At 42.1% G+C, this 12,305-nt stretch carries 10 protein-coding genes and 1 other annotated feature; of the genes, 4 read left to right on the plus strand and 6 right to left on the minus strand.

Annotated elements, in window-relative coordinates:
* Positions 1 to 54: 54 nt before the first annotated feature.
* Both MED222_RS04025 and trpR read left to right on the plus strand, forming a co-directional pair.
* Positions 55 to 2,004 (plus strand): transglycosylase SLT domain-containing protein, encoded by a 1,950-nt coding sequence (locus MED222_RS04025; protein ID WP_009848460.1) that lies wholly within the window; start codon positions 55 to 57, stop codon positions 2,002 to 2,004.
* A gap of 172 nt (positions 2,005 to 2,176) precedes the next feature.
* Positions 2,177 to 2,473 carry a trp operon repressor gene (gene trpR, locus MED222_RS04020; protein ID WP_009848461.1) on the plus strand — a complete coding sequence of 99 codons (297 nt, stop codon included), beginning with the start codon at positions 2,177 to 2,179 and terminating at the stop codon, positions 2,471 to 2,473.
* 117 nt (positions 2,474 to 2,590) lie between these two features.
* Here the strand turns inward: trpR and yjjX are convergent, their stop codons facing one another.
* The 6 genes from yjjX to MED222_RS03990 form a co-directional block, all read right to left on the minus strand.
* Positions 2,591 to 3,112 (minus strand): inosine/xanthosine triphosphatase, encoded by a 522-nt coding sequence (gene yjjX / locus MED222_RS04015; RefSeq protein WP_009848462.1) that lies wholly within the window; start codon positions 3,110 to 3,112, stop codon positions 2,591 to 2,593.
* Positions 3,075 to 5,453 carry a putative bifunctional diguanylate cyclase/phosphodiesterase gene (locus MED222_RS04010; protein WP_009848463.1) on the minus strand — a complete coding sequence of 793 codons (2,379 nt, stop codon included), beginning with the start codon at positions 5,451 to 5,453 and terminating at the stop codon, positions 3,075 to 3,077. Before MED222_RS04010 ends, yjjX begins: the two co-directional genes overlap by 38 nt.
* A 353-nt stretch (positions 5,454 to 5,806) precedes the next feature.
* Positions 5,807 to 6,982: a prephenate dehydratase gene (gene pheA, locus MED222_RS04005; protein WP_009848464.1), complete on the minus strand. Its 1,176-nt coding sequence runs from the start codon at positions 6,980 to 6,982 to the stop codon at positions 5,807 to 5,809.
* Positions 6,983 to 6,994: 12 nt separating this feature from the next.
* Positions 6,995 to 7,116 (minus strand) — a sequence feature (Phe leader region).
* A 110-nt stretch (positions 7,117 to 7,226) separates the two neighbouring features.
* Positions 7,227 to 7,562, minus strand: a complete 336-nt coding sequence (hpf, locus tag MED222_RS04000; RefSeq protein ID WP_004735034.1) for a ribosome hibernation-promoting factor, HPF/YfiA family — start codon at positions 7,560 to 7,562, stop codon at positions 7,227 to 7,229.
* A 424-nt stretch (positions 7,563 to 7,986) separates the two neighbouring features.
* On the minus strand, positions 7,987 to 9,411 hold the full coding sequence (locus MED222_RS03995) for a lytic transglycosylase F (RefSeq protein WP_332251997.1): 1,425 nt from the start codon (positions 9,409 to 9,411) through the stop codon (positions 7,987 to 7,989).
* Between the two features lie 157 nt (positions 9,412 to 9,568).
* Positions 9,569 to 10,297: an outer membrane protein assembly factor BamD gene (locus tag MED222_RS03990; protein ID WP_009848466.1), complete on the minus strand. Its 729-nt coding sequence runs from the start codon at positions 10,295 to 10,297 to the stop codon at positions 9,569 to 9,571.
* Between the two features lie 137 nt (positions 10,298 to 10,434).
* Here MED222_RS03990 and rluD point away from each other — a divergent pair, with 137 nt between their 5' ends.
* Complete coding sequence (rluD, locus tag MED222_RS03985) at positions 10,435 to 11,409, plus strand: 23S rRNA pseudouridine(1911/1915/1917) synthase RluD (protein WP_009848467.1); 975 nt, start codon at positions 10,435 to 10,437, stop codon at positions 11,407 to 11,409.
* Positions 11,410 to 11,417: 8 nt separating this feature from the next.
* Entirely contained in the window at positions 11,418 to 12,152 is a 735-nt protein-coding gene (gene pgeF, locus MED222_RS03980; protein ID WP_009848468.1) for a peptidoglycan editing factor PgeF, read from the plus strand.
* Positions 12,153 to 12,305: the final 153 nt, after the last annotated feature.

Raw genomic sequence — 12,305 nt, forward strand, 5'->3', positions numbered from 1 at the left:
ATGTCGGGCGTAAATAGACTTCACGTATTCATACACGCACTAAGGAAAGAGCGAATGTTTTTCCGCATTGGTAATACGAAAATTGCTGTCGCTGCATCGGCAATTTTGTTTTCATTTTCACAGGCTCCAATGGCTATGGCCAGCAATGCTTCCGAGCTTGAAATGCAGCGTGATGTTTATGACAGAGCGCAAGAGGTTTTAGACAACCGTGATCTAAAAGCTTATTCAGCACTTCGTAACAAAATTCAAACATACCCGTTAACACCTTACACTGACTATCGCGCCTTTTTACTGGGCTTAGGTGATCGAACGCCAAGCGAGGTGGATGCTTTTATTGAAGAGAACACAGCACTGCCGTTTTCCAATCGTATACGAGCGCCTTATTTAGATTTATTGGCGGCTCAAAAACAGTGGAAGACGATCCTTGAGTTTCAAACCCAAGAGCCTGTTGGTGAAAAATATCAATGTATCTATTACCGCGCTAATTATGAACAAGGTAATCAAGATCTCGCCTTTAAAGGTGCGAAACAACTTTGGTTAAGTGGCCGTGGTGTTGATGATAACTGTGATTCACTTTTCGAAAGTTGGGATGAAGCGGGCTTAAGAACGGATCAGCTGATTCTGGACAGAATGCTTTTAGCGTTCGAGAGTCGAAACGGTAAGTTAATGAGCTACTTGGTTAAGCAATTAGATCATGATGAGTCAATTACTCAAGCGAAGCAGATGAAGGCGTTGTACAACAAGCCTGAAGATGTACTCGCGTTTGCTAAGAAGCACCCAGCGAATGAATTCTACCAAGCACAAACCGAATTTGGTTTCGAGAAGCTAGTAAGGAAATCCGCAAGCAGCGCTCAAGAGGTTTTTGATGATGTTGTGAAAGCTCAAAAATTTTCGAAAGAAAAATCCCAAGAGCTCGCGGATTACCTAGCGTTCCGCTTGATCAATACCGACTCTGAAGAGTTGATGGCGTGGCGAGACAAAATGCTCGCGAGTTCATCAAAGCAAGTTTTGCTGGAAAGACGTGCTCGCTTAGCTATTCAACATGCCGATTGGACGGGTTTGAAAGAGTGGATTGCGCGCTTAGATGGTAAACATCAAGCTTCGCTTCGCTGGCAGTATTGGCAGGGTAGAGCTGAGATTGCGCTAGGCGATACTGCTGAAGGTAATAAGCGATTGTCAGACATTTTGGGTCAGCGTAATTTCTATAGTGTGGCTGCCGCTAAGCAATTAAATAAGCCTGTTAGCTATCCAACGTCGACCCTTAAATACAGTGCAGAAATGGTGAAACCATTCGACACTTCTTTGGTTCGCATAGGTGAGCTGATTGAGCGAGATAAAATAGCGGCTGCAAAGAGTGAGTGGCGCTGGTTATTAAGTCATGCAGATAAAGAGCAAAAAGCGATGCTTGCTGCTCATGCTGCGACACAGCGATGGAATCACTTTACGGTAACGGCGAGTATTTCTGCGAAGATGTGGGATAACATTGCGTTACGTTTCCCTGTCGCTCATAAGTGGTGGTTTAATTTCTATGCCGAGAAGCACGATCTCGATCCAATTACTTTGATGTCTTTAGCAAGACAAGAGAGTGCGATGGATTCAGAGGCTCGCTCTCCAGTTGGCGCGCGTGGCATCATGCAAATTATGCCAAAGACGGCGCAATACACGGCTAACAAACATAAGATTAAGTACCAGGGCAGCGATGATCTTTATGATGTAGGTAAGAATATTGAGATAGGTAGTCATTATTTAGATGGCCTACTCGCTCAATATGATGATAACCGCATCTTCGCATTTGCCGCGTATAATGCTGGCCCTAGTCGTGTGAAACAGTGGCGATCTCGCAGCGATGAAAAGCTCGATGCATTTGCTTTTATCGAGATGATCCCATTCAAAGAGACTCGTGGTTACGTTCAGAATATCTTGATGTTTGAGACTTACTATCGAGATATCCTGGGTGAGAAAGGGACGTTTTTAGCACCTCACGAGGCAAAAACGAAATACTAAGCTTTCTGTATTTTTCTCCAAGCTGAGTAATATTAAAGGCAGTGAGTGCGAACCATTTCCACTTACTGCCTTTTTACATTGGATCACATCAAGTGTTTCGGTATAAAGTGTTCGACGCTTTCAATCGTTAAGCGACTCTTTAAAGTCAGAATTTAAAAGTAAGTGTAGAGATATGGCATCACAACCTGAATATGAGAATTGGCAACAACTGATGGACTTGGTAAAGACGGCTGTCGAAAAAGATCAGCATGAACTATTGTTGACCATGATGATGACACCAGACGAGCGAGATGCTTTAGTTGCTCGAATTAACATCTTTTGTGAGTTGATGAAAGGTGAGATGTCTCAACGACAGGTTAGCCAAATGCTGGGAGTAGGCGTCGCGACGATAACCAGAGGCTCAAATGAGCTAAAGGCCAAATCTGAACAAGAGAAAGCCGTGATCGCCGACCTTTTGCTCAAACAATAACTGAGTCAAGCAACCTCTGAGTAGTGTGTCTATTAATTCGATAAAAACGCTAACTGAATGTTAGCGTTTTTTAATTCTGGTGATTGTTCTCTGAGGCTTTCGAAGTTTAGCGAAGATCTAGATAGGAAAGTGCTCTGGATTCACAAATGGGATCAGCGCTAAAATTAAAGCCTGATGATAGACAGAGCTGCGTGTTAGTTGGTTATGCGTTAGTAGGCCAATCGCACCGCCTTTTTGTTTGATATTATCGGTGCCAAACACTTCATCCATCACATCCCCTAGCTCGTTCGCATGTTCTAACTTTTCAAGTACTGCAGGTGGCAACATCAAACTTGCTGAACGCGATTCTCCACGTAGGCCATTTGCTTCGATCACCATCCATGCAAAGGTAACGTTTTTTTCTATTCCAGCTTCTAATCCCACATAAAAATCTGCATTAGGCTGAGCTTGGATCGTGTTGTAAACACGATTTACCGCACCTTGATAGGTTTCGTCGTTGCTCATGGGTTGATCGGCGACGCCACTAGGGACACTGATGCCTTTGAAATCAAATTCAGTATCAGGAAAAGCCGATAAGAATGCACTTTTAACGGCGCTAATTTTAGCTGGATTCAGCGATGCGATGATTACAGATTTCATGTGGTTGATTCTTTTTATTATCGATAAAATTGAGTTGATGCTGTCGGTACCATTCCGTCAGCTCTTCTAATGGCATTGGCTTACCAAAATAATAGCCTTGTAGCATATCGCACTGCGCATCTTGTAACCACTGATGCATGCATTGAGTTTCAATTCCTTCGGCTGTGACCTTTTTCCCTTGAGCATGGCATAGCCCGATAATGGGTTTCACTATGTTCTGGTTATCTGTCTCAATCAAGGTGTCCAAAAAGGTTTTATCCAATTTAATCTTCTGAGTTGGATATTGAACCAGTTGAGTGATCGAGGTGTAACCAGAACCAAAGTCGTCGATTGCTAATCTATAGCCCATGTATGATAACTGGTTAAGTAATGGGAACCCCTGAGAGTTTGAGTAAAAGGTTTCTGTGATTTCAAAATCGATCAAATTGGGCGGAATCTGATTGATTTTCGCATGCTCTTTGATGAAATCAGCAAGGTGAGTGGTTTTAATCCCGGCTGAAGATAAGTTAATCGATAGCTGAATAGAGTGATCGAATTGAGCTTGAAGTTGATGGAATGAAGCAAATGCATTCTGGATAACCCAGCGATCAATTATTTCAAATAATCCGGTTTGTTCGGCGATAGGAATGAATTCATCGGGTGGCACTAAACCAAGGTGTTTTGAGTGCCAACGTAATAGCACTTCTACACCAATAATATAACTTCCTGTTGAGTCCATATAAGGCATGTAAACGAGCTTAAACTCTTCATCAAAATTATTTTCTCTGAGGGCGCTCTCAATACTGGCTTGACGCTGAATGGTTTTATCTAAGTCTAACGAGTAATCTGCGAATTGGTTTTTACCTGCACGTTTGGCTTGATACATCGCGGTATCAGCATTCGAAAGAAGCTTCTCGATTGTATCGCCATCATTAGGGTGGGTCGCAATACCAATACTGACCGTAATCGGGAAATTACCTGACTCGGTGACAAACCCCTTTTGTAGTGGGGTGAGTAAATCATTCGAAAATCGATGTGCGATATTTTCTTGGTGATTTGGAGCATTAATGTATACAACGAACTCGTCCCCAGAAAGTCGGGCTGGCAGACAGTGGGCATTTAATTCTGTTTTGTAGTGGTTACAAATATTGGAGATACGCTGAGCAAAACTGACGAGAATCGAGTCGCCGATCTGATGCCCGTATTTGTCGTTCACAAATTTGAAGTTATCTAAATCAAAGTAGAGAACCCAGGTTTCGGTGTTCGAACTAGGTTTTGACAACGACTGCTGCACGAAGGTTTGAAACTGGTGCCTATTGGCTATTTGGGTCAACTGATCATTTTCTGCCAACAACTTAGTCTGTTGGTACGTGTCATCCAACTCTTGGTACATATCATAAAAGCGTTGGGATAAGCGCCCCAACTCATCATTTGTTCCTAGGCGCTCAATGTTTTTTCTCTGTTTTTTCTCAACCTCTTGAAGCTGCCTATCTAAACGGGTGATCGGGTTTATCACCCAGCGAGATAGCAGGATCAGCAGTAAGGTAACACTGACAAATGCAGATAGGGCAAAGGATAGGCTCAGTTCATTCCAGATAGATTTGAGTTTGTTGTCTAATAAGAATGGTGCAGGATCGAGCGTGGCGTAGAGGCCAGGTGCTAGCTTTATAGATTGTGTTAACTCACGCCCCTGTGTCACTAACGTAGGGGTAAAAAACAAACTAGTTTGATAGTCGAACTCTATCTGTTTTCGTAGTGAATTAAACTTATCAAGAGAGACAGATACAACCACAAAAAACACATTGTTGGGTGGATCGTTTATTGGTGTCGAAACTGTTTTTTTATCAATAACATCATAATGAACTAATACCCCTTCACCTTGGGAATTCTGTATGTAGTCCGTACTCGAAGTTGCTAACGTTTTTTGATATTGATGCTCAATGAACTCTAATATCTTGGGATCCATTTTTGCGAAAGGATCATTGGTATTGTCAGCGTAATATTTAAGAGCTCGATCGCTATCAAGCAACGCGACCCTTGTAAAACTGTCGTTACCATCTTGCAGTAACTTAATCGTTTCGTTTAGGTTATCAGTCAGTTCACGTTGGTGGTCGACATTTTCATCAACCATAAAATAACGCTTAACCAGGTCACTATTGGTGAGGGTGTAGGAGTAATTGTTGAGGAAAGAACGAGACTGTTGAAAATAGCCTGCTAATTTTTCCATACTTAATTGCAGTGCATTGTCTTCACGTTTGATAAAGCTGTTTTTTTGCGTGGAATAGATGATATAGCTAGAAGCCGCTGTACTGAACAGTATTACGGGGGCAATCACAAGTAATATTTTAGTACTTAGCTTCATGGTTATTCACAACATGGTTTATAAATTTTAGCGCGCAAGTTTATGTTATTTCGAGAGTTCTTGCCATCGATTATATTGTGTTTGAAGAGTTTTGTTTGGGTTTTAAGTTTTTGTATTTAATGATTAAATTATCAGTAATGAGTGTTTAAGTACGGTGGGGGTGATTGAAGTGGATAGGAGTGAGAATCAGTAACACAACCAATTCCTTTTTAAGTATACAGACTTTGCGTATTCCTTAGTTCGAGTTTTATTCCATTAGTTACTTTCTTTTAGCATTTGGCCTGCAGTAGGCCAAATGCTTGTATTAGTGAAAAGCTTATAGCAGTTAAAATGGGGGAACAGATAATAAAAAGTTAAGACAACTTAACTTGAGTAGCCTTAATGTTCTCACTTGGGTAACAACCTAACACTTTTAGGTGACGAGTTATGGCTGTTAGTTCCGTTATCGCTTGCTGCATATTATCTGAATCTAAGTGTGCTTCTAAATCCACATAGAACATCTCTTCCCAAGGGTTACCCATGATAGGACGAGATTCCAGCTTGGTCATGTTAATACCTAAGCGTTGCAGAATCAGCAGTGTTTCAACCAAAGAACCGGCTTCTTGAGAAGTCGACATGATGAGTGTCGTCTTAGCTGGGATCTGAGTCGATACTTCAACAGGCTTACGAGCGACCACGATGAAACGAGTGTGGTTCTCAGTTTGATTTGCAATGTTGCCTTGGATTGGTTGAAGTCCATAAAGCTTGCCGCTCGATGCATTACCAATCGCTGCCACATCATCACCGTCTAGATCTTTTACCTTTTTCATAGCATCAGCTGTGCTTGCACAAGATTCAAGGCTGACATCTTTAAGGCGGCTTAAAAACTCACTGCATTGTTGATGAGGTTGTGGGTGCGAATAGAGCGTTTTAATGTCTTCTAAACGAATATCATTTTTCGCGACAAGGCAGTGTTCAATCGGTTGAGAAAGTTCACCAACGATGTAAAGCGTTGTGTGTTGTAGCAGATCGTAGACTTCGTTAATTGACCCTGAACTGGTATTTTCAATCGGCAGTACACCGTAGTCGGCATGGCCCGATTCTACAGTCGATGCGACTTCTTTGAAGTGATTACAGTTCAGCTCAATCAATTCCATATTCTTGCGGCTGAAGTATTCACGGCTCGCAAGGTGAGAATACGATCCCTTAGAACCTAAGAATGCAACGCGAGCTAGTGGTTTACGGCTTTGTGGATTCGCAAGGTTTTGCAGGTATGACTGTTGCAGCAGAACCGAATCTTCAATGATGGTATGAAACAACTTAGTAATGTACTGCGCATCAAGCTCGTATTTATCTTTACCGTTGTTGATCAATTTGACTAGTAGTTGTTGCTCTCGTACTGCATCACGAACGGGTTTTGACGTTTCTACCTTGCTTTTAGCGACTTCGATACTCAGCTTACGACGCTCTGAAAGTAATTTTAGGAGTTCGTCGTCTAAATCATTGAGACGAAGGCGGATATCATCTAGTGAAATTGTTCGGTCAGTCATAAATGTGTCCTTATAAAAAAGCCCCCCTAGTGTGGGAGGCTTCTTGTTCGTTTTTGACTTGTTTTTCTAAAACGACTTAGCCTCCGATTTACGGAAGAAAAAAGAAGTCAAAAATAAACAAAGAGTGAGAGTGCATAAAAAGTGATTGTTTTATGAATGTTTAAACACAATAAGCAAGCGAGCTACGAGCGTCAAGCAAAAAAATAGCGCCCTGAGGCGCTATTTTTTAATCTGTCATATTTCCTTATTCTACTTCAGCTTCTAGCTCTTCGATTTCAGGCTTTTCAGCGCGGCGCGCTTCTGGTTTATGGCGCAGCTTGTTGAGTTGACGCTCTAGTTTTTGTTCTACTTCGTTAATAGCTACGTAGAGGTCGTCATGAATTGATGAAGCAACAAGTTGGCCTTTTGGTACCGTTAGAACGGCTTCAAATTTTTTCTTTTTATTTGGTTCTTCGCTAAAGCTCGCTTGGCAGCCAATGATGTCTACTTGCCATTTATCCAGCTTCTTAAATTTGCTTTCTATGTGATCACGGATTGCAGAGGTAATGTCGATATTTTTACCAGTGATGTTCATTTTCATAGAAGTTTTCCTCTGTTGTATCCCTCATGGGTTAACTTCAGATTACGACTTTTAGGAATAAAGAATGTGATTTAGATCTTGTTTTGGTTGGGTGGGATAAGCATTAAAATCAAATGTGATCTCACGCAAGTCTTGATATCTTTTTGTCGAAAAATACTTGTTATCCCTATGAAAAACGATAAGTTGGAGGCAAGGCTTCGCTAAAAATTAAACCAGTTTTTAGGGGCGGACTACAGCCTATAGAAAGTGCTTGATTGAAATTTACTCAATAGTGTTTTGTGATATAGGTATCATGATGTAGCTCTCTGCGTAAGCTTCTTCAGAATTAGATAAACAAAAGCCGCATAAGTTTTCTTATGCGGCTTTTATGTTTTTAACCTTATCTAACACCTTTGTTCCTCAAGCTCTGATGTTAAGGGCGAAGTTAATCGTTAGTGTTCAGTAATCTCGCTGTACCGTCCTCTCGGATGGCATTGATTGCTTGCAATTGTTTGTAAATGACGAAGTAACGATTGATGTTGGCGACATAGGTTACGGGTTCTTTACTCACGTACTTACGAGTGATGATTTCCACGTTTTTAAACCAGATATTTGGGTTATAACCCTTTTTTTTAGCAATGTTCCGCATCTTTCTTATCTTAGCGGGGCCGGCATTGTAAGAAGCTAAAGTGAAGTAGATTTGATTGTCAGGCGATATCGCTGGATCGTCAAAATATCGGTCTTTGATAAAGCGCATATATTTCACACCAGCATGGATGTTGTTATCCACCTTATGTATGTTTTTTATATTGACGTTTTTGTCTTTGGCGGTACTTGGCAACACCTGCATTACACCGATGGCGCCTCGGTGAGAAACCCTGCTTTGATCAAGTCCAGACTCTTGGAAACCTTGAGCTGACATCATCAAAGGGTCGAATTCGTATTCATTCGAATATTTTTCAAAGACATCTGCCAGTTTTGCCACTCGGTCTACTTTATTTGGGTTGAGTGCTCGCCCTAACCAACGAGTGTTGTCGATGTATTTATTATAGATAACGTTCCCAAGTAGAGTTCCTGTTCGTGCGGTCTTTACGTATTTGTTGATCTCTTTCTTTAGCTGAGGGCTGTCTTTTCTCAGTGCCCAAGCAATTTGACCATTTTCACGCAGCGGCAACTCAGTGTGTACCTGAATGTTTTCCATAGCATCGAGCCAGAGCTTAGCTTTGTGGCTATCTAGAACTGTACCTTGTATATAACCCTGATTAACTAGTTCTATCAGCTCGTAGTCTTGCAATGATTCTTCGATAAAGTGGACATGCAGTGGTGGTAAACCTAGTGCGTTAAGCTCTTTGTTGACTCTTTGAACACTCTCGAAGTAACTTGAGCTAGCTCGGATCCAGACCTCTTGACCACTCAATTGCTTGATTTCGGTGATAGGGGCAGAATTTTTTCCGGTGATAATCAGTTCTTTCCCATCTTTGATCATTGGATCGGAAAAATCGATGACACTTAACCGCTTGTCGGTGATCGTTAGGTTGGCGACAGCGACATCACCGTAACCAGATTCTAACGAGGGGAGTAGATCATCTCGTTGCACGGGGATGATTTGAACGTTGAGATAGGGGTGCTTCTTACGAAGACTTTTCTCAAAGTGGTAGAGCATTTCTGCCACAATACCTTTTGGCTTGCCATCTTCTATGTAGTAAAAGCCCAGATCAGCCGAAACCAATACTCTCACTGTTCCTTTTGTTTTGAGTACATCTAAGTCTCCCATGTAAGGTTGATTGCTCAATGGGGACAGTTCTAATGCGTTGGAAAGTTGGCTAAATAACCCGATCCAGATAAATAATAACATCCTGCTCACATCCACACTCCATGTTGATGTTTTGTTAAAAGTTATCTATTGAAGATACTGCTTATGTTGCCATTCATCAAGTTTACCAGACGAAGTTCAAAAAAAATCGCGCTAACAAATTAGCGCGATTTTGAAGTGATTGTTTTAGTTAACGACGAGTGTGATTCGCTGACTAAGGCAGTGGATTGAGCTCGATTAACTTTTCTGTTCGTAACACTGCGTCTTCTAAGCCTAGTTGTTCATAAGCTTCTAATTGAATGTCTAAAGACTTACGTGCAGCAATGGTGTCAGGGTAAGTCTTCTGTAACTCTTGTGTTCTGTTTATAGCTGCAATCCAAGCTTCACGACGCAGGTAGAAATCAGCGGTTGCTAAGTCATACTCCGCTAGGCGGTTTTTCAGTGCGAACATGCGTTTTTGTGCATCTTCAGCGTATGGGCTTGCAGGGAAACGTTCTAACAGTCGTTTGAAATCAGCAAATGCAAGTTTCACTGGCTCTGGATCTCGGTCGCTACGATCGATATTAAAAATATCATGCATGAAGTTTCGGTCTTGTGCCATATGCGTTAAACCGCGCATGTAAAGAACCCAATCTTGTTTCTCATGAGTTGGGTTTAAACGTAGGAATCGCGAAATAGTCGCAAGGCCAAGCGCCAAGTCATCATTTTTGTAGTAAGCGTAAATCAGATCCAGTTGTACTTGTTCAGAATAGGCGCCGAATGGGTAACGTGAGTCTAAGGCTTCTAGCTTTTCGATTGCAGAAAGCCAGCTACCACTCTGCAGTGATTCTTGGGCGTCAGAGTAAAGAACCGATGGCGGTACATCCGGTACTATTTCTTCACTACTTGAACAACCAACTAAGAGTGATACGGCTAATAGACCCGTTAAAGTAAGGTGTTTCATGTCAGGCGTCGATTCCTTGAATTAAATATTTCGTAAGCTTCCGTTACTTTCTAACCAGTAACAGATACAATGATGCAATTATTCTATTTTATCCATACTAATGGGTATTAGTCTCACGGTTTTTAAAAAAGTTCGATATGGCTCAGCAGATAACATTAACAGACACAGTAAAAAGCAGCCAGTTAGGTCAACGTTTAGACCAAGCTGTCGCTGAACTATTTACCGATTTTTCTCGCTCTCGTATTAAAGAGTGGCTTCTTGACGGCAAAATCCAAGTGGATGGCGAAGTTATCACTAAACCGCGCACCATAGTTTTGGGCGGTGAAGCGATCATCTTACAAGCAGAGCTTGCGGATGAAGAGCGCTGGGAAGCACAAGATATTCCGTTAGACATTGTCTATGAAGATGATGATTTATTGGTTATCAATAAACCTCGCGATCTGGTTGTACACCCAGGTGCAGGTACGCCGGATGGAACCATACTAAACGCATTGCTTTTCCATTACCCTCAGATTGCTGAAGTACCTCGTGCGGGTATTGTGCACCGTCTTGATAAAGACACAACTGGTCTTATGGTTGTGGCTAAAACGGTTCCAGCTCAAACTCGCCTTGTACGAGCTCTTGCTAAACGTCGTATTACTCGTGAATATGAAGCAATTGCTATTGGTAAAATGACCGCTGGTGGTGTGGTTGAGAAAGGCATTAGCCGTCATGCAACTAAGCGTACGTTAATGGACGTTAATGAACTGGGTAAGCCTGCGGTAACTCACTACCGTGTTGCTGAGCACTTCCGCGAACATACTCGTATTCGTCTGCGCCTAGAAACGGGTCGTACTCACCAAATCCGTGTTCACATGTCATACCTTCAGCACCCGTTGTTAGGTGATATTGCGTACGGTGGTCGTGCACGTATTCCAAAAGGTGCATCTGAAGAGCTAACGACAATGATTCGTTCTTTTGATCGCCAAGCGCTACACGCGGTTATGCTGAAGTTTGTTCACCCGATTACTGGTGAAGAAGTAGAGTTCCACGCACCTGTGCCAAATGACATGGTTGTGATGGCTGAAGCGTTGCGTGTTGATGCTCGCGAAAACATAGAAGACGACATTTAATCGTGTCAATGATCATCCCTGACTGGAATGCACCAAAAAACGTGAAAGCATTTGCTTCGACTCGTTTTGATGGTTGTTCTACAGGTGCTTATCAAGGGTTAAACCTTGGTATGCATGTTGGGGATGATGCTTTACTTGTTGAAAGTAATCGAACATGGCTAAAGCAACAATCTAAGATGCCCACGGCTCCAGTATGGCTAAATCAAACTCACTCAACGGATGTCATTACGGTTTTAGAACCTGTGGCGAATGTGCTTGATGCGGATGGTGCATTTACCACTGCAAAGGGGATTGTGTGTTCTGCGATGACAGCCGATTGCTTACCGGTCATCCTTACCGATACCAAAGGCACTCAAGTTGCTGCCGTTCATGCCGGTTGGCGTGGTCTTGCTGGTGGCATTCTTGAAAATGCCGTAGCAAAGTTTTCAAACCTAGATTCAGATAATCAGATCATTGCTTGGCTTGGCCCTGCTATTGGTAAAGATGCGTTTGAGGTGGGCAACGATGTGTTGGACGCTTTTGTTCGTTTTGACCCTCAAGCGAAATTAGCATTTAAAGCTAAATCTGAACCCGGCAAGTGGTTAGCAAACATGTCTCAACTTGCGACTCAACGATTAATGAAAGTTGGCGTGACTTCGGTGACAGATTCGAATCTATGTACATACGCAGATTCAGATGCTTTCTATTCTTATCGTCGTGATGGTATTACTGGGCGTCAGGCAACATTTATTTGGTTAGAGTAATCTCTGACTAGCATAACCACTCATCCAGTTCATTTATATTTTCATATCAGCTCTATTCTTCATCCTTATCCCTTGAAAATCTGCGTTACCGTATCCATCTTCTAACCATAAGATAAACATATCTAAGAGTAGGAAGGTTGGCATGCGTCTCGA

The sequence above is a fragment of the Vibrio sp. MED222 genome (genome assembly GCF_000153005.1).
Lineage (GTDB): Bacteria > Pseudomonadota > Gammaproteobacteria > Enterobacterales > Vibrionaceae > Vibrio > Vibrio tasmaniensis_A.

Coding starts and splice junctions, on each gene's coding strand:
- pheA (WP_009848464.1), bottom strand. CDS start 6,982: ATGACTGACCGAACAATTTCACTAGATGATATCCGCCTTCGTCTCAAT.
- MED222_RS04010 (WP_009848463.1), bottom strand. CDS start 5,453: ATGAAGCTAAGTACTAAAATATTACTTGTGATTGCCCCCGTAATACTG.
- trpR (WP_009848461.1), top strand. CDS start 2,177: ATGGCATCACAACCTGAATATGAGAATTGGCAACAACTGATGGACTTG.
- yjjX (WP_009848462.1), bottom strand. CDS start 3,112: ATGAAATCTGTAATCATCGCATCGCTGAATCCAGCTAAAATTAGCGCC.
- MED222_RS04025 (WP_009848460.1), top strand. CDS start 55: ATGTTTTTCCGCATTGGTAATACGAAAATTGCTGTCGCTGCATCGGCA.
- hpf (WP_004735034.1), bottom strand. CDS start 7,562: ATGAAAATGAACATCACTGGTAAAAATATCGACATTACCTCTGCAATC.
- pgeF (WP_009848468.1), top strand. CDS start 11,418: ATGATCATCCCTGACTGGAATGCACCAAAAAACGTGAAAGCATTTGCT.
- rluD (WP_009848467.1), top strand. CDS start 10,435: ATGGCTCAGCAGATAACATTAACAGACACAGTAAAAAGCAGCCAGTTA.
- MED222_RS03990 (WP_009848466.1), bottom strand. CDS start 10,297: ATGAAACACCTTACTTTAACGGGTCTATTAGCCGTATCACTCTTAGTT.